The organism is Nonomuraea recticatena, assembly GCF_039533245.1.
In the GTDB taxonomy this organism is placed as follows: domain Bacteria; phylum Actinomycetota; class Actinomycetes; order Streptosporangiales; family Streptosporangiaceae; genus Nonomuraea; species Nonomuraea roseola.
In genome coordinates, this window is record NZ_BAAATE010000012.1 from 169,162 (window position 1) to 191,899 (window position 22,738).

Consider the following 22,738-nt stretch of genomic DNA (forward strand, 5'->3'; position numbering starts at 1 on the left):
AGATGGCGCGGCGGCATGGACCTTGAGGGCGGCTCGGCGGTAACTTTGTCACCGTCCGAACCTGTCGTGCAGCCTCTCGCCTTGACCTTTGCCGCTGATCAGCGTAAGTTGCGGCATTCGCAAACGTGAACGAGCGAAGAGGCGAGGGGCGCCCTGATCAACCGTCGCCGCGTCTTCGCGGTAGGAGGCCGAGCCGATCGATGCCGAGCGTCTACTGTACGCAGTGCGGTCATGCCAACCCCGAGGATGCCCGTTTCTGCTCCCGGTGTGGGTCGCCGCTGACCAGACATGAGGTCGCCGGAGACACCACCTCGACGATCTCCGTCGCGGGAATCGAGGCGTATGAGGCGGAGACGGCAGACGCTCTCCTCGCCGAGCGGGCCGCGGTCGAGCAGCTGCCCCCTGGCGCGGCGCTGCTCGTCGTCACGAGGGGGCCCAACGCGGGCAGCCGCTTCCGCCTCGACCGTGACCTGACCACCACGGGCCGCCATCCCGAGAGCGACATCTTCCTCGACGACATCACCGTCTCCAGGCGGCACGTGGAGTTCTACCGCCACCCCGGCGGCGCCTTCACCGTCCGCGACGTCGGCAGCCTCAACGGCACCTACGTCAACAGGGAGCGCATCGAGGAGGTTCCCCTCCACAGCGGCGACGAGGTGCAGATCGGCAAGTTCCGCCTCGTCTTCCTCACGCGGGGCGCATGAGTCCCCAGGCGGCGCGCTCGCACATGAGCATCGGGGAGGTGCTCGCCCTGCTGCAGGGCGAGTTCCCCGACGTCACCGTCTCCAAGATCCGCTTCTTGGAGAGCGAGGGGCTGATCGAGCCCGAACGCAGCCCCTCGGGGTTTCGCAAGTTCACCTACATGCACGTCGAGCAGCTGCGCTTCATCCTCACCGAGCAGCGCGACCACTACCTGCCGCTGCGCGTCATCAAGGACAAGATGGCCGAGGAGCTCGGCCGTCCGCGCGCGGTGCCGGAGGTCAAGGAGGTGCGGCTCAGCCGCGCCGAGCTGCTCGAGGCCAGCGGCCTCGACGAGGAGGCGCTCACCGAGCTCGAGGACTACGGCCTGCTCGCGCCCGTCGCGCGTCGCTACGACGAGGACGCGCTGAAGATCGCGCGCAGCGTCGGCGCCCTGGCCAAGTACGGCCTGCACGCCAGGCACCTGCGCGCGGTCAAGGCCGCGGCCGAGCGCGAGGCCGGCCTGGTCGAGCAGAGCGTGGCCCCCATCCTCAAGCGCCGCGCCCCCGGCGCCATCGGCGAGGCCGACGAGGTGGCGCGCGAGCTCTCCGGCCGGCTGCTCGAGCTGCACGCGGCCCTGCTGCGCGGCTCGGTCCGCTCCGTCCTGGGCGGCTGACCTCCGCGCTTCCCGCCGGCCGGCCTGGGCGCCGCCTGGGGCCGGACCTCAGCGCTCGCCCGCTCGCCCTCGCCCCCTCGCACCGGCCGGGTGCCGGACGGAGCCCCCGATCCCGTGGAGCGGGCTGACCTGGCGAGGAAGGCGAGGTAGGTTGTCGGCGACGCCATGGGGCAGGGGACATTCCACGCCCTCCGGGTGTTACGTTGAATTGCGGAAGAGCGGCCAAACTATTGCGGAGCCCCCTGGGGTCACCGGTCAGTGAATTCGGAGCAGCCCGTGTTGCAGATGGAGGTAGTGGGCGTTCGTGTAGAAATGCCCACAAATCAGCCGATCGTTCTGCTCAAGGAGGCGCAAGGGGAGAGGTTTCTCCCGATCTGGATTGGTATGACCGAAGCCACGGCCATCGCGCTCGCGCAGGCGGAGGAGCCGCCGCCGAGGCCGTTGACGCACGACCTGTTCCGCGACGTGCTGAGCGCGCTCGGGGTCGGCCTGCGCGCGGTCAACATCGTCGCTCTGCGTGACGGCATCTTCTTCGCCGACCTGGTCTTCTCCAACGGCGTGGAGGTCTCGGCGCGTCCTTCCGACTCCATCGCCCTGGCGCTGCGCACGGGTGCGCGGATCTTCGCCAGCGAGGAGGTCGTCCAGGAGGCCGGGGTGATCATCCCTGATGACCAGGAGGATGAGGTGGAGAAGTTCAGGGAGTTCCTTGACACCATCACGCCCGAGGACTTCGGGCGGGCTGGGTAGGACTCCCTTTGTGAGCGCCCGAACCCTTGGCCAACACCTGGGGTCGGCATTTCACTGCATTTACGCTTCACGACGCGCCGAGCCGGATCGTTGACTGCGGATGGTCACGGTCCTACGGTGCAAGTGAAACCTGTGGTTGTTATTGACGAACCCCCAGATCAGACCACGGGATGAGAGAAAGCCGGAGGTCCGCGTGGCGGTCAGCAGCGGCGAGGGAAAGACGGCCGGCCAGGAAGACCCGGTGCGGCGCGAGAGTGCGCGCCAGCGTGCCGGGGAGCAGGGCCTGCTCTTCGACGAGCAGCCCGCGACTCTGCCTGGCGACATCGGCTATCGCGGCCCCACGGCCTGCGCGGCGGCCGGCATCACCTACAGGCAGTTGGACTATTGGGCCCGCACCGGACTGGTGGAGCCCACGATAAGAGCCGCGCAGGGCTCGGGCTCCCAACGCCTCTACAGTTTCCGCGACATCCTGGTGCTCAAGGTGGTCAAACGCCTCCTCGACACCGGTGTGTCGCTGCAGCAGATCCGCACCGCCGTCCAGCACCTGCGCGACAGGGGCGTCGGCGACCTGAGCAGGATCACGCTGATGAGCGATGGAGTGAGCGTCTACGAGTGCACGTCGCCCGACGAGGTCATCGACCTGCTGCAGGGCGGTCAGGGAGTGTTCGGGATCGCGCTCGGCAGGGTCTGGCGCGAGGTCGAGGGATCGCTCGCGGAGCTGCCGGGGGAACGGGCGGCGGTCGAGGACAACGTCCCGGCCGACCACCCCGCTGACGAGCTGGCCCAGCGCAGGAGGGCCCGGAGACTGGGCTGATGCGCCATCGCTGGTAGCCTGGAGATGCTGACGACCCCGTGCGGGAGAGTCCCCGGGAAAGCCGGGGCGCCGAAGGAGCAAACCTCCCCGGAATCTCTCAGGCACCCTGTACCGCTCGGGTGAGGCAACTCTGGAAAGCAGCGCGCCAGCCAGGCGTGTCTCACCGACGGTGCAAGTCCGCGTCCGCGCGGGCGAACCTCTCAGGTTGATGACAGAGGGGGAGATCCGGCATACGCCCGTGCTCTCCACCAGCCTTGGGAGGCAGTTCCATGACCGAGCCCCTCAGCGACCTCGCTGCGCCGCCTTTCGCGACCCGTCACATCGGGCCCTCCGACGCCGAGCAGGCCAGGATGCTGGAGGCGGTCGGCTTCGAATCGGTCGCCGACCTGGTGGCGGTGGCGGTGCCCGAGGCCATCAGGGCCAAGGATCAGCTCAGGTTGCCCGCCGCGGCGAGCGAGACCGAGGTGATCACCGAGCTGCGCGCGCTCGCCGACCGCAACCGGGTGCTGACCTCGATGATCGGCCTTGGCTACTACGACACGATCACGCCCGCCGTGATCCGCCGCAACCTGCTGGAGAACCCGGGCTGGTACACCGCCTACACGCCCTACCAGCCCGAGATCTCGCAGGGCCGCCTCGAGGCGCTGCTCAACTTCCAGACCGTCGTCTCCGACCTGACGGGCCTCGACGTGGCCGGCGCCTCCCTGCTGGACGAGGCCACCGCCGCCGCCGAGGCGATGACGCTGGCGCGTAGGGCCGGCAGGTCCAAGAGCGACGTCTTCGTCGTCGACGCCGACGCGCTGCCGCAGACCAAGGCGGTGCTGGCCACCCGCGCCGAGCCGCTGGGCATCTCGCTCGTCGAGAGCGACCTGGAGGGCGAGCTGCCCGAGTGCTTCGGTGTGCTGGTGCAGTACCCCGGCGCGTCTGGCCGCCTGCGCGACTTCCGCGCCGTGGCCGAGCGGGCGCACGCCGGCGGAGCCCTGGTGGTCGCCGCCGCCGACCTGCTGTCGCTGACCCTCGTCACCGCCCCTGGAGAGCTGGGCGCCGACATCGCGATCGGCTCCTCGCAGCGCTTCGGCGTGCCGTTCGGCTTCGGCGGGCCGCACGCCGCCTACATGTCGGTCCGCGAGGGCCTGCAGCGGCAGATGCCCGGCCGCCTGGTGGGCGTCTCTGTCGACGCCGACGGCGACCCCGCCTACCGGCTGGCCCTGCAGACCCGCGAGCAGCACATCCGCCGCGAGAAGGCCACCAGCAACATCTGCACCGCCCAGGTGCTGCTCGCGGTCATCGCGGGCATGTACGCCGTCTACCACGGCCCCGAGGGGCTGCGCCGCATCGCCAGGCGCACCCACCGCATGGCCGTCACGCTCGCGCAGACGCTGCGCGCCGGCCGGGTCGAGGTCGTCCACGACGACTTCTTCGACACCGTGCTCGCCCGCGTGCCCGGCAGGGCCGCCCAGGTCGTGGCCGCCGCCGCCGAGCGCGGCGTCAACCTCTGGCAGGCCGACGCCGACCACGTCTCGATCGCCTGCGACGAGAAGACCACGCTGGCCCACCTGGAGCAGGTCGCCGCCGCCTTCGGCGTGAGCGTCTCGCTGACCGACCTGGCCGCCGAGGACGGCCTGCCCGAGGCGCTGACGCGCGAGAGCGACTACCTCACCCACCCGGTCTTCCACACCCACCACTCCGAGACCTCGATGCTGCGCTACCTGCGCAGGCTCCAGGACAAGGACATCGCGCTCGACAGGTCGATGATCCCGCTCGGCTCCTGCACGATGAAGCTCAACGCCACCACCGAGATGGAGCCCATCACCTGGCCCGAGTTCGCGGGCATCCACCCCTACGCCCCGATCGAGCAGGCGGGCGGCTACGTCGAGCTGGTCGAGACCCTCGAGGGCTGGCTGGCCGAGGTGACCGGTTACGACGCCGTCTCCATCCAGCCCAACGCGGGCTCGCAGGGCGAGTTCGCCGGGCTGCTGGCCATCCGCGCCTACCACAGGGCCAACGGCGACACCCACCGCGACGTCTGCCTCATCCCCTCCTCCGCGCACGGCACCAACGCCGCCAGCGCCGTCATGGCGGGCATGCGGGTCGTGGTCGTGGCCTGCGACGACAACGGCAACGTCGACATGGACGACCTCGACGCCAAGATCGCCAAGCACGCCGAGCAGCTCGCCGCGATCATGGTGACCTACCCGTCCACGCACGGCGTGTACGAGGAGACGATCACCGAGGTCTGCGCCAAGGTCCACGCGGCGGGCGGCCAGGTCTACGTCGACGGCGCCAACCTCAACGCGCTGGTCGGCCTCGCCAAGCCGGGCGAGTTCGGCGCCGACGTCTCGCACCTCAACCTGCACAAGACCTTCTGCATCCCGCACGGCGGCGGCGGCCCCGGCGTGGGCCCCGTGGCGGTCCGCGGCCACCTGGCCGCCTTCCTGCCCGGTCACCCGCTGGCGCAGGGCTCGCCCGTGGGCCCCGTCTCGGCGGCGCCGTACGGCTCGGCGGGCATCCTGCCGATCTCCTGGGCCTACGTCAGGATGATGGGGGGCGAGGGCCTCAAGGCCGCCACCGAGCAGGCCATCCTGTCGGCCAACTACCTCGCGCGCCGCCTGGCCCCGCACTACCCGGTCCTCTACACCGGCCGCGGCGGCCTGGTCGCCCACGAGTGCATCATCGACCTGCGCCAGATCACCAAGGAGACCGGGGTCAGCGTCGACGACGTCGCCAAGCGGCTCATCGACTACGGCTTCCACGCGCCGACCATGTCCTTCCCCGTGGCGGGCACGCTCATGATCGAACCGACCGAGAGCGAGGACCTGGCCGAGCTCGACCGGTTCGTCGAGGCGATGGTCGCCATCCGCGGCGAGATCGCCAAGGTGGCCGACGGCTCGTACGACAAGAGCGACAACCCGCTGCGCAACGCCCCGCACACCGCGGAGTCGCTGGTGGCCGACGAGTGGGCGCACCCCTACACCAGGACCGAGGCGGCCTACCCCGTGCAGGACCTGAGGGATGGCAAGTACTTCTCGCCGGTGCGGCGGATCGACCAGGCCTACGGGGACCGCAACCTCGTGTGCTCCTGCCCGCCCCTGTCGGCCTACGAGGACTGACCACCCCTTCGGACGTGCGGTTTCCCCTACGGGAGGCCGCACGTTCGGCTTCGCAGGGTCGGGCGGTGGCCAACAGCCGCACTCAGGATGGTCATGTCAGGCGACGCGGCGGCGCGAAATCGTTAGGCTCGGCGTTGATCGCCGTCGAAGGAGCCTTCTTGACGTCCCCCGAACTCGACACCGAGCTGCACACCGGCCCGCTCGAACAGGCCCGTCGTCTCGCCGAGAGCGGCGATCTCGAGGCCGCCGCCGAGATCTTCGCCCAACTGGCCGCCGACCCCGAGGGGCACGACAGGGCGCAGGCGGCCGTGGGTCTCGCCGTGGTCCTGGAGGAGCGAGGCGATCTCGAGGGCGCCAGGTCGGCGGCGCGTACGGCCCTGGCCACCGGCCATCCCGAGTACGCCGCGCAGGCCGCCTGCCACCTGGCCAGAGGCTTCGAGCGCGACGGCCAGGACGAGCAGGCCCGAGGAGCCTGGCAGGCCGTCCTGGGCGTGGGCACGGCCGCCTACCTGCCGCTGGCGCACCTGGCGCTGGCCCGCCTCGCCGACGGCGAGGAGGAGGCCGAGCGGGAGCTGCGGGCGGCGATCTCGGTCGGCGACCCGGAGCTGAGCTGCACGGCGGCGCAGGAGCTGGCCGAGCTGCTGCTGGATCGCGGCGAGCCGGGGGAGGCGGCCGCGGTGCTCGTCGAGACGCTGCCGCTGGCCCAGGGCGCCCACGCGGGGCGGCTGCGGGTGCTGCTGGGCATCGCGCATCTGGAGCTGGCGTGCGCGGAGTTCGCGGGGGTGGTCGAGGACGCCGCCAGGGGCGAGCGCGCCGAGGCCGAGTCCACCTCGCTGGCCATCGAGCTGCTGGCCCGTACGCTGCCGCTGAGGGGCAGGGCCGACGACGCCGAGCGGGTCTGGGCCTACGGCCTCTCGCACGCCGACCAGGAGCTGGCCGAGCAGGTCAGGTTGCGCCTCGACAGGGACGAGCTCAGCTCCGGCGCATGACCGAGCCGGCCGCGGCGATGTTGATGATGACGATGCTGACCCACACCATGGCCAGGCCGATGAGGCCCGCCTGGCTTCCTGCGATCGCCGACAGGGGGATCGCCAGGACCAGTGAGCCGACGGTGATCGGCACCATCGCCCCGCTGCCGATGTCGTCGCTCTTGCCCTTCTTCTTGGCCTTGGCCGGCCGCTGGGCATCCACCTCGGCTTTGACGCGTTCGGCGATGGTGGCGTCCAGCCTGGCCACGAACGACTCGACGAGCGCGGCCTCATAGTCTGGTCCCAGGTGTTTGCGGGTCTCGAGGGTCGCCTGCAGATCGTCGTGGATGTCAGACATGCCGCCAATGTCCCACGCGCTGGGGTCTGCCGCCATCCTTCCTCGGGACGAGACCGGCCTTTCCCCGCATCGGGGTTTTCCCGGGGTAGGGGAAGGGAGATGCGAGGGTCGCTCCCGAGGCGTCGGCCGCGAGGCGGCGGATGCGGCGGGTAGCGGCCCCGCTACCGTGGACGGATGGAGATCATGACGCCGCGGGGGGCGGCGCTGGCCGAGGTCGACGAGGCCGAGCGGCCGAGGCTGTTGCTGGTGCTCACCCATGGCTCGGCCGGCGGGGTGGACGCGCCCGATCTGCTGGCCGTGCGCGAGGCGGCGCTCGCGATGGGCGCCACGGTGGCCAGGGTGACCCAGCCGTTCAGGAGGGCGGGGGCCAGGGCTCCAGGCTCGCCGGCGCGGCAGGACGAGGCATGGATCGCGGTGCTGCGGGAGCTGGTCGCGCGCCATCCGGGGCTCCCGATCGTCCAGGGAGGGCGGAGCAACGGGGCCAGGGTGGCCTGCCGTACCGCTGGGGCGGTGGGCGCCGACGCGGTGGTGGCGCTGGCCTTCCCGCTGCATCCGCCGGGCAGGCCCGACAAGTCACGGGCCGACGAGCTGCGGGCCGCGGGGGTGGACGTGCTGGTGGTGAACGGGGACAGGGATCCCTTCGGCGTGCCCGACGCCGCTGACGCCGCACGCCTGGTTGTGCTGCGGGGCGAGGGGCACGATCTCAAGAAGGACCCCGCGAAGGTCGGCGAGGTGGTCGCCGACTGGCTCGCGGGGCGTTACTGAGGGCTCAGGCTGCGCCGACCAGCGGGTGGGGCCGGTGCGGGGCGATCGCGTCACCGCTGGGCAGCAGCTCCCCGGTGTCCTCGAACAGGACCACACCGTTGCACAGAAGGCTCCACCCCTGCTCGGGGTGGGAGGCGAGGGTACGCGCCGCCTCGCGGTCGGGAGCCTCAGCAGCCGGACAGGCCGGGTCGTGCGGGCACATCGGCGTGCCTCCGATATCTCTTGGGTGGCTCCCCGCACTGGGCAAGCGGCGGGGGAGCAGCTCGGGCTGTTTCGTATTCTGCGCCAAGTGTGCGGCGTGCGTCACAGTTTCCGACATAGCCCGTTCGGACGATTCAAGGAGGATCCCCGGGTGGTCCAGATCGTGTGACCCACGACACAGGGTGCCTTACGCGAGATAACGGTCCAACGTCGACACGCTGACGTTGTGGTAAACCCTCGACTACCCGCCCAGCCCGCGCAGCATCGCGTCCATGCCGCGCTCGAAGTCGGCGTCGGCTCTGGCGTCGCGACGCGTCCAGGTGTCGCGCTCGGGATCGGCCCATCCCGACTGCTGCACCTCCACCGCGACACTGCCGAAGACGAAGGCCCGCAGCGTGCGCACCGCCTCGGCGGCGTCGCTGAGCCCCGCGTCGGTCAGTTGCTCGGTCTGCTCCATGATGGCGATGGCCGTGGCGCCCTTCGGGGGCTTGGTCAGCGCCAGCGCGAGCACCCCGGGATGCTCCCTGAGCGCCTCGCGCTGCGCCCTGCACCACTGCCTGGCGGTCTCCTGCCAGGTGGGGGCAGGGTCGACCTGGATCGCGGTGACGTGCTCGGCCAGGGCGTCCATGAGCGCCTCCTTGCCCCTCGGCAGGTGGTGGTAGATCGCCATGGCCTCCACCTGCAGCGCGTCACCGAGCCTGCGCATGGTGAGCCTGCGCAGGCCCTGACCGTCGGCGATGTGGAGTGCGGCGTCGATGATGCGCTCACGAGACAGCGGGACGGGTGGTCGCTTGGCGGGCATGGAGATCATCCTGCCATACTTTGTAAAGGCGGTCACTCGTTTCGCCCGGCGTGTACGTGGCCGGCCTCCTGGCGCGCGGGGGAGCGGGCCCCGAGTGGGTGTTCGGGCCGGGGACGGCGTACGCTACCGCTGGCAACGAGTGAAAGGGAGCTGTCCGATGGCGTTTTTCCGTCCGCGTGTGAGCCGTGAGGCCGAGGTGCGCTTCCACGCAGACCAGGAGATCTCCAAGAGCTTCCCCGAGCTGCTCGCCAAGGCCAGGCAGGCCGAGGCGGTGCTGCGCGAGCTGCGCGCCGCCGGCGCTCCCGAGCTCGAGCTGCGCGCCGCCGGCCTCCACTTCGACAAGGCGCTCACCGACGCGCTGCGCGCCGCCGAGGCGGGGCAGCGGGCGACGTTCGGCGTGAAGTCCTACGACGACAGGCTCGCCCGCCGCAAGGCCAAGGCCACGCCCAAGGGCGCCATGTGGACCGCCGAGGTCGACAGGCTGCGCACGCTGCGCGAGGCCAACCGCCTCACCGGGATCCCGCGCCTGCCCCGTCCTGTGCCAGCAGCTCGATGAGCCTGCCGATCGGCAGGGCGGGCGAGCGGTGCCCGTTCCTGCCGATCATCTCCTCCGCGCCCGTGAGGGCGTTGAGCACGGCCTCCTCCACCGCCTGCACCACGGCGGTGTAGAAGGGGTCCATCCGGCCCCACGGCACGAAACGCAGGCTCTGGTAGTCGTCGTCGACGGTGAACCCGCTGGTCAGGGCGCCCTCGTTGGCCGTGGAGAAGGCCAGGAAGATGTCACCCGAGAAGTGGCTGCCCGTGGTGCCCGTCCTGCCCAGGCCCAACGGCACCCTGCGCGCCAGCGCCTTGCACTGGCCAGGCAGCAGCGGCGCGTCCGTGGCCACGACCACGATCACTGAGCCCGCGCCCGAGGGGGCGAACCAGTCGGTGGTGGCCATCGGGTCGTCGTCGAGCAGCGAGGGGCCGACCCTGTGCCCGGCGACGGTCAGCTCGTGGCGGCTGCCGAAGTTGGCCTGCGCGAACACTCCCACGGTGTAGGTGTCGGGGCCGTGGCCGACCAGCCGTGAGGCCGTGCCCGAGCCGCCCTTGAAGGAGTAGCAGTTCATGCCGGTGCCGCCGCCGACGTTGCCCTCGGCGACGGGGCCCGTCGCCGCCGCCTCGATGGCCTGGGCGGCGTGCTCGGGCCGTACGTGGGGGCCGTTGATGTCGTTGAGGTAGCCGTCCCAGGTCTCGGCGACCACGGGCAGCAGCCACTGCGCGGCCAGCCCCGGGTGGCGGGCGGCCACCCAGTCGATGACGCCCCGGTGGACGGTGCCGACGGCGTGCGTGTTGGTGATCATGACAGGCAGGCTCAGCGCGCCGCTCTCCTCGATCCAGGTGACGCCGGTCATCTCGCCGTTGCCGTTCAGCGAGTGGGTGCCCGCGGCGCACGGCAGGCCGACCTTCCGCCTTCCCCTCGGCAGGATCGCGGTCACGCCGGTGCGCGCGTCCGCCTCGGTCAGCGTCACGTAGCCGACCTCGACGCCGGGCACGTCGGTGATGGCGTTGTGGCGGCCGTGGCGACCATCAAGGGTGAGCGGCAGGTCGCGGGCTCTCATGCTGATCTCCTCAGGTCGTCGCACCGGGTGGCGAGGCGGCTCGAGGGCGCTGCCGCAGCCGAGGGGGTGCGGCCGACGAAGGGTTCGCCCGCCTGCCGCTGGACGCCGCATGTCGCGCCGTCCGGTGTCTCGGCAGGACCACCTCATTGTTCGGCACTCAGGCCGGCGACGGCAAGGTGCCCGGCGGGCGTCACCCGCACCGCCTCGCTCGCCTCCCGTGATTCGCGCCGCTGAGCTGCTCAGGCCTGGTGGACGTCAGCCGGGGTCGGCCTCCGCGGGCCGGCCCGTGCGAGCGACGCGGCGCGGCGGGAACGACTGATCGTCAGCCGGCCTGGCTGGAGCGGGTTTTCAGGTGTCGTGCGATGGGGAGGTGCCTGCGTACGGCCGTCGGGGGTTGGGGTGTGCGGCGCCGCGCCGTCACAGGCGCGCCGGAAGGAGCGAGCATGGGGTTCGAAGAGCTCAAGAAGCGGCAGAGCGTCATCTGGGGTACCGGCCCTTACGAACGGCTGCCGGAGCACTACCAGCCGCTGCTCGACCACGTGGCGCGAGCGCTCGACGTTCGCCCCGGAGAGCGAGTGCTCGACGTCGCGACGGGGACCGGGGCGCTGGCGACGCTGCTGGCGCGCGCCGGGGGCCAGGTCACCGGGGTCGATCTCGCGCCCGCGCTGATCACGACCGCGAAGCGGCTGGCCGCCGACGACGGCCTCGACATCAGCTACGAGGTCGGCGACGCGGAGAGCCTGCCGTACCCGGAGGCGAGCTTCGACGCCGTCGGGTCCAGCGTCGGTTCGATGTTCGCGCCCGACCACGAGGCCGTCGCCCGGGAGCTGGCGCGGGTCTGCAGGCCGGGAGGCCGGCTGGCGCTCGGGCACTGGAGCGACGAGCGCGGTGTCGTGGACATGTTCAAGGTGATGAAGCCCTTCATGCCTCCACCGCCGCAGGGGGCCGGCTCGCCCTTCCAGTGGGGGAATCGCGAGTACGTCGAGCAACGCCTGGGCGAGGACTTCGAGCTCCGGTTCGAGGAGGGTGACGCGCCCCAGGTCAGCGAGTCGGGCGAGGAGGTCTGGGAGCTCTTCTCCACGGTCTACGGGCCGACGAGGACGCTCGCCGAGTCGCTCGACCCCGACCGGCGCGAGGAGCTGCACCGCGCGTTCGCCGAGTTCTTCGAGGGCTACAGGGACGAGCGGGGCGTTCGCCAGCCCCGGCCGTTCCTCGTCGTCATCGGGACCAGACGCGGTTGAACGGGGTAGGACGGCCCCGCCTGGACCGCCCGGTGACGGAGAGGCTCAGCCGTTGATCCGGTTCAGCGGCCGGCCTCGCCAGGCGGACGTGGTGGCGGGGCCTGTTCACCAGCGCGGGCAGCAGGCCCCGCCTTCGCCTCCGTGCGCCAGGCGGCCGGCGACGCCTACACCCGCGCGGGTGTAGACGTCGGCGACCTGGACGTGATCGGGCGGCTACACCGTCCCGCTCCCGCCCTGAGCGACGGGAAGGACGACGAAGGCGAAGTTCGTGGTCGTGGTGCGGTTGAGGCGGACCTCGGGCTTGATCCGGCGTTCGATCTCGCTCCGGCTGATGCCGAGGCCGTGGGCGATCAGCCGCTCAGGGCGGATGGGCACGGGGTCGAGGAACTCGACCTCCACCCGGATCGGCCAGCTCGGGTCGGCCGGCTGATGCGGTGGCGGCGTGTCCAGACGCCATGCGTCCTTCCAGTCGAGGCTGAACCGGTTGCGCCGGGCGATCAACGGGTCCAGGAGCGTCTGGATGACCAGCGCAGGATCGTTGGTCTCGAACGCGTGGAGCTGGACGGGATCCATGGAGCGAACCGGGACTCGCTCGCGTACGGTGATCTTCGAGGTCTGGTCGCAGGAGACGCAGTGGACGAGCAGCCACACGTCGAGCAGCTTGCCGTTGGCGTTCACCCGGAACTTGCCCTCCGCGGCGGTGGCCACCTCTGATCGGCATTCCAGGCAGTGGAAGCGCAGCAGGGGCAGGCGGGTCCGCCGTACGGTCCAGGACAGCACGGAATGATCTCTATGGGGTTGTGAAGACATGCTCTCTCTCGGGCCTGACAAAGGCCGTCGTCACACGGCCTGAAAACGCTGAAGAGCCGAGCCGTCCCGGCGGAGCCGCCAGCTGCGGCACATGGGAACAGGACAGCCCGGTAGTGCCGACGGGGTCGGCGACGAAGCGCTGGGGAAAGGTGTCAGGCGGAGAGAGCGGGCGGGGTCACGCGGTGTCCTCACGACGGATTCGACGATGCCGACGGCAAGTTATGGGATCACCCGCCGAGCCCGCAATCGATTTATCCACCCGACGACAGGCCCACGGGCAGCAGGTCAGCAGGTCAGCAGGGGCGGAGCGGCCAGGCGGAGGGAACGGCGGGGAGCGGTCGGGGTGGGGCCGCTGGCGTCGGGGGTGGGAGCGGAAAGCGAAGAGCCCCGGCCGGTGGCCGGGGCTCTTCTCAGCTCGCCCAGTCGAGCAGCGGGCGGGTGTTGCTCGGGTGGCGGAGCTTGGAGAGTGACTCCTTCTCCAGCTGGCGGATCCGCTCGCGGGTGAGACCGAGGTGCTTGCCGATCTCGTCGAGGGTGTGTGGCTTGCCGTCCACCAGGCCGAAGCGCAGCGCCATGATCCGCGCCTCGCGCGGCGACAGGTTGTCGAGCACGCCTCGCAGCTGGTCGCCCAGCAGCTGCCTGTCGACGATCTCCGACGCCTCGGGGGAGTCGACGTCCTCGATCAGGTCGCCGATCGTGGTCTCGCCGTCCTCGCCGATGGTGGCGTTGAGCGAGATGGGCTGCCTGCTGGTGCGCAGCAGCTCCTCGATCTGGTCGGGCGTCTTGTCGAGCTCGACGGCCAGCTCCTCAGGCGTGGGCTCACGGCCGAGGCGCTGGTGCATGTCGCGCTCGATGCGCGACAGCTTCGACAGCATCTCCAGCACGTGGACGGGCAGCCTGATCGTGCGGGCGGAGTCGGCGAAGCCGCGCTGGATGGCCTGCCTGATCCACCACATGGCGTACGTCGAGAACTTGAAGCCCTTGGTGTAGTCGAACTTCTCCACCGCGCGGATGAGACCGAGGTTGCCCTCCTGCACGACGTCGAGCAGGGCCATGCCGCGGTCGGTGTACTTCTTGGCCACCGAGACGACCAGGCGCAGGTTGGCCTCGAGCATGTGGTCCTTGGCCCGCCTGCCGTCCTCGACCACCATCTCCAGATCGGCGCGCCTGGCAGGGGTGAGATCCTGCTCGCTGTCGAGCTTGTACTCCGCGTACAGGCCGGCCTCGATCCGCCTGGCCAGGTCGACCTCCTGAGCGGCCGTCAGCAGCGTGCGGCGGCCGATCGACTTCAGGTAGGTGTGGACGGAGTCGCCCATGACCGACTGGTTGTCGTCGAGGTCGAGCTGCTCCTGCTCCTGCTCGGGCTCGAGCTCGACGTCCTCGGCGCTCAGCTGGAGGTCGTCGGGGGCCTCGACCTCGTCGACGGCCAGCGGGTCGGCGGCCTGCTCCACGAGCTCGGGCTGCTTGACGGGAGACTCGGCCGTCGCCTTGGCGGCGCTCTTGGCGGCACCCGTCTTGGGGGTGCCGGTCTTCGTGGCGCCGGTCTTGTCCGTGGCGCTCTTGGTGGTGGCGGTCTTCTTGCGCGTGGTGGTCGCCTTCTTCGGTGCGGGAACCTTCTTGCCGAGCGAGGGCTCGTTCTCGGCGGCCAGGCTCACCCCGGCCTCGGTGAGTTCGCGCAGTATCGAACGTCCCTCGGTGGGGCTGATCCCCGCTAGGGCGAAAGCCTCCCGGAGCTCCGCGAGGGAAAGGTGACCCTGAGCTCGTCCTCGGTCAAGGAGCTGGTCGAGGGTGGCAGGCGAGGTCGCCACGGCGGTTCGGGGCATGAGGACACCTCCTCCAAACGGAGTCGCAGTCAGTCAAAAGTTTGTGGTGGGGCGGATCCGGCCGCTCGGCGCACCAGTATCAATAACGTCATCTGCCGCATTTTGTTCCCGCGCCGGATGAAAAAGGGGCGGTCCGCCGGACCCGGCGGCCGCCCCTGAGAGTGGACGCCCTAGTTGTCCACGTCGTTGAGCTGGCCGTTCACCTCCGGCATGGGCATCGGTTCGGCCTCCTCCATGCGCTGGTCGGTCCAGTAGTCGACCGCGTCCTGCGGGTCCTGGTTGACCTCATGGGAGACGACCTCGCCCGGATCCTGCCCTTCGGCGGGGGGATCCTGGCTTTCGGCGGGCTGGCTGGACGGTGTCGGGGCGATCACGACCTTCGTCTCCTGACTCACCTTCTCGAGCCTGCCCGCCGAGGCGGCCGCCGCGACAGAGACGCCGCCGACGACGATGACGCCGACAGCCGCCGCGGACACCCACATCTTGCGGGTTGGGTTCATGAAGGGCTCCTATCTTCCAGCTGCTCCTATAAGACGCATCCGGCGGGCCTCAGGTTCCGGTCCGAAGGGCGGCGAGATCGGTTTTACCATTCGGCAGCAGCGGAAGTGCGGACATCAGCCGCAGTTCGCGCGGGGCGGCGTAGGCGGGCAGCCGGTCGCGGCAGTAGGCCCTGAGCTGGCCGAGCGTGGGGGTGGCCGCGGGGTCCTTGGGGACGACCACGGCGACGACAGCCTGGCCCCATTCGGGGTCGGGGCGGCCGACGACGGCCACGTCGGCGATCTCGGGATGCCGGGCGAGCACCTCGGTGACCGAGGCGGCGACGACCTTCTCGCCGCCCGTGTTGATGACGTCGTCGGCACGGCCGAGCACCCTCAGCCTGCCGTTCTCGATCGAGCCCAGGTCGGAGGTGGCGAACCAGCCGTCCTCCAGGACGGCTCCCGCCTCGCCCGAGCGGTAACCGGAGAACAGCACGGGCCCTGAGACGAGGATCCTGCCGTCGTCGCGGATCTTGAGATCCACCTGGTCGAGGGGGCTGCCGTCGTAGACGCAGCCGCCGCTGGTCTCGCTGCTGCCGTAGGTGGTGACGATCCTGGCCCCCGCCTGCCTCGCGGCCTCCAGCAGCCCCGGTCTTGGGGCGGCGCCGCCGAGCAGGATGGTGCGGAAGGCGCTCAGGTCGGCGCCCGACTCCATGAGGCGGTGCAACTGGGTGGGGACCAGGGAGACGTGCTCGGCGCCTGAGCCCGCGACCGCCGCGGGGTCGAAGCGCTCGTGGATGATCGGCTCGGCGCGGCTGAGGAGCGACCTGACCAGCACCTGCAGGCCGGAGACGTGGGAGGGCGGCAGGCAGCACAGCCAGCGTTCGCCTGGGGCGGCGCCCAGGCGGCGCAGGGAGGAGGCGGCCGAGGCGCTGAGCGCGGAGGCGGTCAGCATGACGCCCTTGGGCGCCCCCGTGCTGCCCGAGGTGGCGATGACGACGGCGATGTCGGCGCCGACGCCGGCGCCGCCTGCCTGCCGTACGCCCTCGGTGGTCTCGATCTCCGTCGGGCGCAGCGTCGCCAGCGCCGCCTCGGGGCGGTCGGGGGACAGGGGGAGGACGGCGGGACCCTCGCCGGACAGCGCCGCCTCGATCGCCTCGAACAGCCGCGGCCCCGGGGGCAGGACGAGCGCCCGCAACGGACGGTCCGGATGCGACGGGTTCCTCCACATGCTCGTAAGGTTAGTGGCGACAGCGGGTGGTCATGGGAAAGGTGCGTTGATGGGTTCTGGGCCGCGGGTCTTCCGGATCCCGATGCGCACCCGTTTCCGCGGCCAGACGGCTCGCGAGGGCGTGCTGATCGAGGGGCCCGCCGGGTGGGGTGAGTTCTCCCCCTTTCCCGAGTACGGCCCGCGCGAGAGCGCCCGCTGGCTGGCCTGCGCCCGCGAGGCCGCCTTCGACGGCTGGCCCGAGCCGGTGCGCTCGCGCGTGCCCGTCAACGCGACGGTTCCCGCGGTCGGGCCCGAGCAGGCCCACGAGATCGTCAGGCGATCGGGCTGCGGCACCGCGAAGGTCAAGGTCGCCGAGCGGGGCCAGAGTTTCGCCGACGACCTGGCCAGGGTCGAGGCGGTCCGCGACGCGCTCGGCCCCTCGGGGAGGCTGCGCGTGGACGCCAACGGCGCGTGGGAGGTCTCCGCGGCCGTACGGCACCTGAAGGAGCTCGACGCCTTCGACCTGGAGTACGCCGAGCAGCCGTGCGCCACGCTCGAGGAGCTGGCCGCGGTGCGGCGGGCGGTCGAGGTGCCGATCGCGGCCGACGAGTCGATCAGGCGCGCCGAGGATCCGCTGAAGGTCAGGGCGGCCGAGGCGGCCGACATCGCGGTGGTGAAGGTGCAGCCGCTCGGCGGGGTGCGGGCCGCGCTGCGGGTGGTGGAGGCCTGCGGGCTGCCCGCGGTGGTCTCCAGCGCCGTGGAGACGTCGGTGGGTCTGGCCGCGGGGGTGGCGCTGGCGGCGTGCCTGCCGTCGCTGCCCTACGCCTGCGGTCTGGGGACCATGTCGCTGCTGTCAGGCGATGTCGCGAGTCCCTCGCTGGCCCCCGTGGATGGTTTCTTGCCAGTATTGCGTCCTGCAGTGGATTTTTCGCTTTTGTCGGAGTTTGAGATCGAGTCGCCGTCGTGGCTGCGGCGGATGCGGGAGGCGGACCTGTGAACCCGGCTACGGCGCTCGCCACGGTTCTGGTCGACGAGCTGGTCCGGTGCGGCCTGACCGACGTGGTGATGGCGCCGGGCTCCCGCTCGGCCCCGCTGGCGCTCGCCCTGCACGCCGAGTCCAGGGTGCGGCTGCACGTGCGCATCGACGAGCGCTCGGCCTCCTATCTGGCGCTCGGCCTGGCCCGCCGCTCCGAGCGTCCCGTGGCGCTGATCTGCTCCTCCGGCACGGCCGTGGCCAACTTCCACCCCGCCGTGATCGAGGCGAGCGAGTCGGGGGTGCCGCTGCTGGTGCTGACCGCCGACCGCCCGCCCGAGCTACGCGGCACCGGTGCCAACCAGACCATCGACCAGCTGAAGGTCTTCGGCTCTTCGGCCAGGTGGTTCGCCGAGGTCGGAGTGCCTGAGGAGCGGCCTGGGCAGGTCGCCTACTGGCGGTCGCTGGCCTGCCGCGCCTACCAGCGGGCCGTCGGGCCCTCCGACCCCGGGCCCGTCCATCTCAACCTGGCCTTCCGCGAGCCGCTCATCCCCGACGGCGACAGCTCGTGGGTGGAGTCGCTCGACGGCGACGCCTCGGGGCCGTGGGTGCGCACCCGCGTCGCCCCTCCGCCCGTCGCCCTGCACCTGCCGCCGACCAGGCGAGGGGTGCTGGTGGTCGGCGACGGCGCGGCGAACGTGCGCCGTTACGTCGCCGCGGCGGGCATGGCGGGCTGGCCGGTGCTGTCGGAGCCCAACGGCGGCGGCAGGTACGGCGACCACGCCATCTCCACCTACCACTTCCTGCTCGGCACGCCCTCCTTCGCCGAGGCCCACCAGCCCGACGTCGTCGTCACGCTCGGCCGTCCGGGGCTGTCGCGCTCGCTGCTGTCGTGGCTGCGCGGGGCGCAGGAGCACATCGTGGTCGCCACCGACCTGTCGCGCTGGCCCGACCCGACGCGCTCGGCCACCCAGGTGGCGCAGGCGGTGGAGATCCCCGTCGCGGCGGGCGACGACGCCTGGCTGCACTCGTGGCGGCGCGCCGACGCGGCGGCGAGGGCGGCGATCGACGAGCTGCTCGACTCCAGCGGGATGAGCGAGCCGCGCATCGCCCGCGACCTGGCCGACTCGCTGCCCAACGGGGCGCTGCTGTTCTGCGGGTCCTCGATGCCGATCAGGGACCTCGACCAGGCGATGCGGCCAAGGCGAGGGCTGCGGCTGCTGGCCAACAGGGGTGTGTCGGGCATCGACGGGCTGGTCTCGACCGCGATGGGGGCGGCGCTGGCGCACAACGGCCCCTCCTACGCGCTGCTGGGCGACCTCACCTTCCTGCACGACCAGAACGGGCTGATCCTCGGGCCGAGAGAGCCTCGGCCCGACCTGTGCCTCGTGGTGGTCAACAACGACGGCGGCGGGATCTTCTCGCTGCTGCCGCAGGCGGCGATCCGTGATCCGTTCGAACGGGTCTTCGGCACGCCGCACGGGGTGGACCTCGGCTACGTGGCGGCCGCGACGGGCACGCCGTACCGGCTGGTGGAGGACATCTCCGACCTGCCCAAGGCGGTCAGGGGGGAGGGGCTGCGGATCGTGGAGGTCAGGACCGACAGGGAGCCGAACGCGGCCCTGCACGGCCAGCTGAGGGACGCCGCCCAGGCGGCGATCAGGGAGCTCTAGCCGCCGGACGGCCGCCTGTGCAGCAGGCCGAACTTCGACCACATGCCCTCGGCCGCCTCGATGGAGGCGCTCGTGCGCGCGGGGTCGACGGCGGCCAGCTGAGTGACGAGCGCCTGCGCGACGGCCATGCCCGCGGCCAGCGAGGGGAAGATGCGCTCGGTCGAGCACGGCAACCTCATCGACGACAGCAGCGTGGAGCTGTTCCTGCGCAAGGACGCCTTCCTCGTGCCGACCCTGGTGACGTACTGGGCGCTCAAGGAGGAGGGCATGGCCTTCGGGCTGCCCGAGGCGAGCTGGTAGGCATGGCGGGAAGCATCGGGACGCTGGCGGTGGGAGCGCACGCCGACCTGCTGGTGCTGGAGGGCGACCCGACGCGTGACATCGGCGCGCTCGCCGAGCCGAAGAACCTGAGGTACGTGGTGCAGGGCGACGAGGTGGTCTCGACCTCGGCGTAGGCGGCCGTCGCCGGATGAGCACCCACTACGTATGTACCTACGTGTAGCTAATAGGTACGTATACGGGGGTTTATCCCGTCTCGCTCGTACCGTCCGCGGGGCAGGCTGAGTGCTTAGACATGAGCTCAGCAGAACCACGGACAAACAGAAGGGTACGAGCCATGTGCCAGCATCAACCACAGTGCCCGTCGGCGGACGCCTCGGACCACGATTCGGCCCGGATGCTCGCCTTCCACCCAGAACAGGGGTGGGGGCTGCTCTGCAACGGTGTCGTCATCTTCGATGACGCCGGTGAACTACTGCCGGACGGCCGGAGCATCTTCGTCGGACTGGTGCGCACTGGGAATGCGGCATGAAACTCATGACGCCCAATCGGCTCCTGGCCTTCGCCGACGGCCTGCTCGCTCGCGTCTGGCCGGCCGGCGGCGACCGGACGGCCTGCTGGGTGCTCTCGTGCGAGCCCTCCGCCGAGCCCAGCGCGCGGCGCATCACCCGCAACCGCCTGGTGCAGTGGGGACTTCAGCACCAGGCCGCGGTCGCGGACCTTCTTGTCAGCGAGCTGATGACCAACGCCCTGCGTCACAGCGGCGACAAGATCCGGTTCATGCTCGCCGCCGAGGACGGGTTGCTGCGCTGCGAGGTCGAGCACGCCGATTCCTCGCGGACCAGGGACCGGGTGGGCCGTGAGCACCTGCTGCTCGCCGACCTGGCCTGCTGCTGGGGGACCGCCCATACCTGCGAAGGGAAGGTCGTCTGGTTCGAGCTTCCCGCCCCCGGACTCGTCTGAAGGGAGGTGGTGACGTGCGAAGGATCCGGACCCGCAAGGGCGGCAGACCGACCGTCCGCCCGGCCCAGGACCTGCGGACGCCGTCCGGGCGGCTGTTGCCCTACTGAACGCCGGTGTCAGGCGGGGACCCGTCGTCGGCCGTGCGGGCCTGCTCGCCGACCCAGACGGCGATCTGGGCGCGTGAGTGGTAGCCGAGCTTGCTCAAGATGTGTTCGATGTGCCCCTCGGCGGTTCTCTGAGAGATCACCAGGGAGGCGGCGATCTCCCTGTTGGACAGGCCCTGGGCGACGAGAGCGGCGATCTCCGTCTCCCGCGGGGTCAGCCGCGCCCCCTTCGTCTCGGCGGGCTGCTCCTCAACGCGTTTGTCCTCACCGAGCGCGTAGGCGAGCGCCTGGTCATAGGTGAGCCGGGCGCCCCGCTTGAACGCGAGGTCGAAGGCCGAATCGCCGAGCGCCTGGCGAGTGTGTTGCCCACATTCGTGGTGATAGTGCGAAAGATGGCCAAATCCCGACAGCGGCGCTCCGATCCTCTGCCAGACCGTTTCCACGATGCCCAGCAGCTGGGCCGCTCGCCGGTACTGCTTCTCGGTGGCGGCGATCCAGGCCAGCACCTCCAGATTGACCCCGGCTCCCAGCGGGTCGTCGAGCGCGCGGTTGAAGGTCAGGCTCTTCGTCTCGAGCTCGGTCGCGCGCGCGGCGTCGCCCTGCCGCCAGACCTCCACACCGAGCGCCATCATCATGTACGCCCTGTGCCAGCCTTCTCCGTGGGCGTCGGACAGGGCAAGGCAGTCATCGCCGAGCGAGATGGCCCGCGCCGAGTCGCCGCAGAAGGAGTACGCGAGGGACAGCCGGATGAGGGCCAGAGCCGTGCCCACGGGGTCGTCGCCGGCCCGGTGCCGGGCCAGCGCCTCCTGGTAGAGCGCGATGGCGGGCTCGGCATCGCCCTCACACATGGCGATCATCCCGGAGTAGAGCGCGACGTAGGCGAGGACCGGCTCCAGCTCCAGCCGCTCGCCGATGGACCGGCTCTCCTTCAGCATCGCCGTGGCGGAGGCGAGGTCGGCCTGGATGATGGCCAGCCAGCTGTCGGCCCACAGCGCCCGGGCGCGTATCTCGTCCGGTTCGGTGTAAGCGGCGAGTCCCCGGTCCAGCCAGTGGCGGCCCTCCCCCAGGTAGTAGCAGCTGATCCAGTGGTAGAGCAGGTCGGCGGCCATGTCGAGGCCGCCGGCGACCTCTGACGAATCACCGAAGCAGTGCTCCAGCGCGGTGTGCAGGTTGGCGTGCTCGAGTCGCAGCCTGGCGAACCAGGCGATCTGCGACGGCCCGAACAGCTGCGCTCGTGCCCGCGCCGACAGCGCGCGGTAGTAGTCACGGTGCCGCCGTCGCAGAGTGGCCTCCTCACCCGCGGCGACGAGCTTCTCCATGCCGTACTGGCGGATGATCTCCAGCAACCGGTAGCGCGCCTGTGACCCGTGCTCCTCCCGGATCAGGATCGACTTGTCCACCAGGCCGGACACCAGGTCGAGGATCTCCTCACGGGCGATTCCGTTGCCGGAGCAGACAGCCTCGGCCGCCTCCAGATCCAGGCTGCCGGCGAACACCGACACGCGTGCCCACAGCGCCTGCTCCTTCTCGGAGCAGAGGGCATGGCTCCAGTCGATCAGCGCGCGGAGCGTCTGGTGACGTGGCAGTACGGCCCGCGAGCCGGCGGTCAGCAGCCGGAACCGGTCGTCCAGGCGCTCGTGCAGCTGCTGGACGGACAGCGCGCGCAACCTGACGGCGGCGAGCTCGATCCCGAGCGGCAGGCCGTCCAGCTGCCGGCAGATTCCGACGACGACGTCCTTGTTGTCCTCGGTGAGGGCGAACGAGGGGAGGACGGCCCTGGCCCGCTCGGTGAACAGGCAGACGGCATCGCACTTGGCGAGCGACTTGACGGGCAGCTGCGCGCCGTCGAGGTCAGGCAACGGGAGCGTGGGCACAGTCAGCGTCTGTTCACCCGCGAAGCCGAGGGCCTCCCGGCTGGTGGCGAGGATGCGCAGCTCGGGGGCCGAGCGCAGCAGCACGTCGACCAGGACGGCGCACTCGTGCACCAGATGCTCGCAGTTGTCGAGGATCACCAGTGCCTGCTCGTCCCGCAGATGATCGGTGAGCACCTCCACGGGCGAGTTGAGTCTGTTGTCACGGATCTCCAGAGCCTCGACCACGATCTGGGCGAGCATGTCCGGATCCTCCACCGCGGCCAGTTCCACGAACCACACCCCGTCGCGGAAGTCCCTCGCGACGTCGAGCGCGACCCGGAGGGCCAGCCGTGTCTTACCGACGCCGCCCACACCGGTCAAGGTCACCGCACGTGAGACGGACAGGCATCGTTTGACCTCGGCCACTTCGTGCCTGCGGCCTACGAAGCTGGTCGCCTCGGCCGGCAGTCGCGCCTTCTGCTGCCGGTTGGAGGCGCTGGTCCTCGGCGCTGTCATCGATTACCTCGCCAGGCTTGGTCGACGATGGAACGACCCTTCCGCCGTTGTTCAGGTTGTGCGCAGGTCTCCACACGTCTGCAACCTCAGGATCCTT

Annotated in this window: 25 protein-coding genes and 1 riboswitch; of the genes, 15 read left to right on the top strand and 10 right to left on the bottom strand. The window is 70.9% G+C overall.

Annotated features, from left to right (window positions below; genetic code table 11):
- Nucleotides 1–200: 200 nt before the first annotated feature.
- The 6 genes from ABFX50_RS23825 (at nucleotide 201) to ABFX50_RS23850 (ending at nucleotide 7,014) form a co-directional block, all read left to right on the top strand.
- Nucleotides 201–704 (top strand): double zinc ribbon and FHA domain-containing protein, encoded by a 504-nt coding sequence (locus tag ABFX50_RS23825; RefSeq protein ID WP_183661383.1) that lies wholly within the window; start codon nucleotides 201–203, stop codon nucleotides 702–704.
- A 23-nt stretch (nucleotides 705–727) separates the two neighbouring features.
- Entirely contained in the window at nucleotides 728–1,354 is a 627-nt protein-coding gene (gene ftsR / locus ABFX50_RS23830) for a transcriptional regulator FtsR (RefSeq protein WP_246453709.1), read from the top strand.
- A gap of 276 nt (nucleotides 1,355–1,630) precedes the next feature.
- Nucleotides 1,631–2,101 carry a bifunctional nuclease family protein gene (locus ABFX50_RS23835; RefSeq protein WP_183661379.1) on the top strand — a complete coding sequence of 157 codons (471 nt, stop codon included), beginning with the start codon at nucleotides 1,631–1,633 and terminating at the stop codon, nucleotides 2,099–2,101.
- A 193-nt stretch (nucleotides 2,102–2,294) separates the two neighbouring features.
- The gene (locus ABFX50_RS23840) at nucleotides 2,295–2,915 is read left to right on the top strand and encodes a MerR family transcriptional regulator (RefSeq protein WP_183661376.1); all 621 of its coding nucleotides are present in this window, start codon (nucleotides 2,295–2,297) and stop codon (nucleotides 2,913–2,915) included.
- A gap of 31 nt (nucleotides 2,916–2,946) precedes the next feature.
- Nucleotides 2,947–3,039, top strand: a riboswitch (glycine riboswitch).
- A 145-nt stretch (nucleotides 3,040–3,184) separates the two neighbouring features.
- On the top strand, nucleotides 3,185–6,025 hold the full coding sequence (gene gcvP, locus ABFX50_RS23845) for an aminomethyl-transferring glycine dehydrogenase (protein ID WP_346149555.1): 2,841 nt from the start codon (nucleotides 3,185–3,187) through the stop codon (nucleotides 6,023–6,025).
- Nucleotides 6,026–6,183: 158 nt separating this feature from the next.
- A complete protein-coding gene (locus ABFX50_RS23850; RefSeq protein ID WP_346149556.1) occupies nucleotides 6,184–7,014 on the top strand; it encodes a hypothetical protein in 831 nt (276 codons plus the stop codon).
- Here ABFX50_RS23850 and ABFX50_RS23855 read toward each other — a convergent pair.
- The gene (locus ABFX50_RS23855) at nucleotides 6,998–7,351 is read right to left on the bottom strand and encodes a hypothetical protein (RefSeq protein WP_346149557.1); all 354 of its coding nucleotides are present in this window, start codon (nucleotides 7,349–7,351) and stop codon (nucleotides 6,998–7,000) included. The genes ABFX50_RS23850 and ABFX50_RS23855 overlap by 17 nt on opposite strands.
- A 174-nt stretch (nucleotides 7,352–7,525) precedes the next feature.
- Here ABFX50_RS23855 and ABFX50_RS23860 point away from each other — a divergent pair, with 174 nt between their 5' ends.
- Nucleotides 7,526–8,116 (top strand): alpha/beta hydrolase family protein, encoded by a 591-nt coding sequence (locus ABFX50_RS23860; protein ID WP_183661368.1) that lies wholly within the window; start codon nucleotides 7,526–7,528, stop codon nucleotides 8,114–8,116.
- Between the two features lie 4 nt (nucleotides 8,117–8,120).
- Here the strand turns inward: ABFX50_RS23860 and ABFX50_RS23865 are convergent, their stop codons facing one another.
- Both ABFX50_RS23865 and ABFX50_RS23870 read right to left on the bottom strand, forming a co-directional pair.
- Entirely contained in the window at nucleotides 8,121–8,318 is a 198-nt protein-coding gene (locus ABFX50_RS23865) for a DUF5999 family protein (RefSeq protein ID WP_183661366.1), read from the bottom strand.
- A gap of 240 nt (nucleotides 8,319–8,558) precedes the next feature.
- On the bottom strand, nucleotides 8,559–9,119 hold the full coding sequence (locus tag ABFX50_RS23870) for a TetR/AcrR family transcriptional regulator C-terminal domain-containing protein (protein ID WP_346149558.1): 561 nt from the start codon (nucleotides 9,117–9,119) through the stop codon (nucleotides 8,559–8,561).
- 157 nt (nucleotides 9,120–9,276) lie between these two features.
- On the opposite strand from ABFX50_RS23870, the gene ABFX50_RS23875 reads away from it, so the two are divergent.
- Nucleotides 9,277–9,675, top strand: coding sequence for a hypothetical protein (locus ABFX50_RS23875; RefSeq protein ID WP_183661364.1), 399 nt, complete (start codon nucleotides 9,277–9,279; stop codon nucleotides 9,673–9,675).
- Here the strand turns inward: ABFX50_RS23875 and ABFX50_RS23880 are convergent.
- Entirely contained in the window at nucleotides 9,629–10,720 is a 1,092-nt protein-coding gene (locus tag ABFX50_RS23880; RefSeq protein WP_346149559.1) for a DmpA family aminopeptidase, read from the bottom strand. The genes ABFX50_RS23875 and ABFX50_RS23880 overlap by 47 nt on opposite strands.
- Nucleotides 10,721–11,163: 443 nt before the next feature.
- Between ABFX50_RS23880 and ABFX50_RS23885 the strand changes: the two genes are divergently transcribed.
- A complete protein-coding gene (locus ABFX50_RS23885) occupies nucleotides 11,164–11,961 on the top strand; it encodes a class I SAM-dependent methyltransferase (RefSeq protein ID WP_346149560.1) in 798 nt (265 codons plus the stop codon).
- 213 nt (nucleotides 11,962–12,174) lie between these two features.
- Here ABFX50_RS23885 and ABFX50_RS23890 read toward each other — a convergent pair whose 3' ends face one another.
- The 4 genes from ABFX50_RS23890 to ABFX50_RS23905 all read right to left on the bottom strand — a co-directional run bounded on the left by ABFX50_RS23890 (nucleotide 12,175) and on the right by ABFX50_RS23905 (nucleotide 16,301).
- On the bottom strand, nucleotides 12,175–12,741 hold the full coding sequence (locus ABFX50_RS23890; protein ID WP_346149561.1) for a DUF1062 domain-containing protein: 567 nt from the start codon (nucleotides 12,739–12,741) through the stop codon (nucleotides 12,175–12,177).
- Between the two features lie 440 nt (nucleotides 12,742–13,181).
- Entirely contained in the window at nucleotides 13,182–14,594 is a 1,413-nt protein-coding gene (locus ABFX50_RS23895; protein ID WP_346149562.1) for an RNA polymerase sigma factor, read from the bottom strand.
- Between the two features lie 170 nt (nucleotides 14,595–14,764).
- Nucleotides 14,765–15,094 carry a hypothetical protein gene (locus ABFX50_RS23900; RefSeq protein ID WP_346149563.1) on the bottom strand — a complete coding sequence of 110 codons (330 nt, stop codon included), beginning with the start codon at nucleotides 15,092–15,094 and terminating at the stop codon, nucleotides 14,765–14,767.
- Nucleotides 15,095–15,143: 49 nt separating this feature from the next.
- A complete protein-coding gene (locus ABFX50_RS23905) occupies nucleotides 15,144–16,301 on the bottom strand; it encodes an AMP-binding protein (RefSeq protein ID WP_346149564.1) in 1,158 nt (385 codons plus the stop codon).
- Nucleotides 16,302–16,350: 49 nt separating this feature from the next.
- Between ABFX50_RS23905 and ABFX50_RS23910 the strand changes: the two genes are divergently transcribed.
- Together ABFX50_RS23910 and menD are read left to right on the top strand one after the other, a co-directional pair.
- Nucleotides 16,351–17,277 carry an o-succinylbenzoate synthase gene (locus tag ABFX50_RS23910; protein ID WP_346149565.1) on the top strand — a complete coding sequence of 309 codons (927 nt, stop codon included), beginning with the start codon at nucleotides 16,351–16,353 and terminating at the stop codon, nucleotides 17,275–17,277.
- Nucleotides 17,274–18,926, top strand: a complete 1,653-nt coding sequence (gene menD, locus ABFX50_RS23915; protein WP_346149566.1) for a 2-succinyl-5-enolpyruvyl-6-hydroxy-3-cyclohexene-1-carboxylic-acid synthase — start codon at nucleotides 17,274–17,276, stop codon at nucleotides 18,924–18,926. The genes ABFX50_RS23910 and menD overlap by 4 nt, the downstream gene beginning before the upstream one ends.
- On the opposite strand, the gene ABFX50_RS23920 is transcribed toward menD, so the two are convergent.
- Complete coding sequence (locus ABFX50_RS23920; protein ID WP_346149567.1) at nucleotides 18,923–19,105, bottom strand: hypothetical protein; 183 nt, start codon at nucleotides 19,103–19,105, stop codon at nucleotides 18,923–18,925. The genes menD and ABFX50_RS23920 overlap by 4 nt on opposite strands.
- On the opposite strand from ABFX50_RS23920, the gene ABFX50_RS23925 reads away from it, so the two are divergent.
- The 4 genes from ABFX50_RS23925 (at nucleotide 19,077) to ABFX50_RS23940 (ending at nucleotide 20,168) form a co-directional block, all read left to right on the top strand.
- Nucleotides 19,077–19,226: a hypothetical protein gene (locus ABFX50_RS23925; protein WP_346149568.1), complete on the top strand. Its 150-nt coding sequence runs from the start codon at nucleotides 19,077–19,079 to the stop codon at nucleotides 19,224–19,226. The two genes, ABFX50_RS23920 and ABFX50_RS23925, sit on opposite strands and share 29 nt — an antisense overlap.
- A gap of 2 nt (nucleotides 19,227–19,228) precedes the next feature.
- A complete protein-coding gene (locus ABFX50_RS23930; RefSeq protein ID WP_346149569.1) occupies nucleotides 19,229–19,381 on the top strand; it encodes a hypothetical protein in 153 nt (50 codons plus the stop codon).
- 161 nt (nucleotides 19,382–19,542) lie between these two features.
- Complete coding sequence (locus tag ABFX50_RS23935) at nucleotides 19,543–19,737, top strand: DUF5999 family protein (protein WP_221242549.1); 195 nt, start codon at nucleotides 19,543–19,545, stop codon at nucleotides 19,735–19,737.
- The gene (locus tag ABFX50_RS23940) at nucleotides 19,734–20,168 is read left to right on the top strand and encodes an ATP-binding protein (protein ID WP_346149570.1); all 435 of its coding nucleotides are present in this window, start codon (nucleotides 19,734–19,736) and stop codon (nucleotides 20,166–20,168) included. The genes ABFX50_RS23935 and ABFX50_RS23940 overlap by 4 nt, the downstream gene beginning before the upstream one ends.
- Nucleotides 20,169–20,268: 100 nt before the next feature.
- On the opposite strand, the gene ABFX50_RS23945 is transcribed toward ABFX50_RS23940, so the two are convergent.
- Nucleotides 20,269–22,641: an ATP-binding protein gene (locus ABFX50_RS23945; protein WP_346149571.1), complete on the bottom strand. Its 2,373-nt coding sequence runs from the start codon at nucleotides 22,639–22,641 to the stop codon at nucleotides 20,269–20,271.
- Nucleotides 22,642–22,738: the final 97 nt, after the last annotated feature.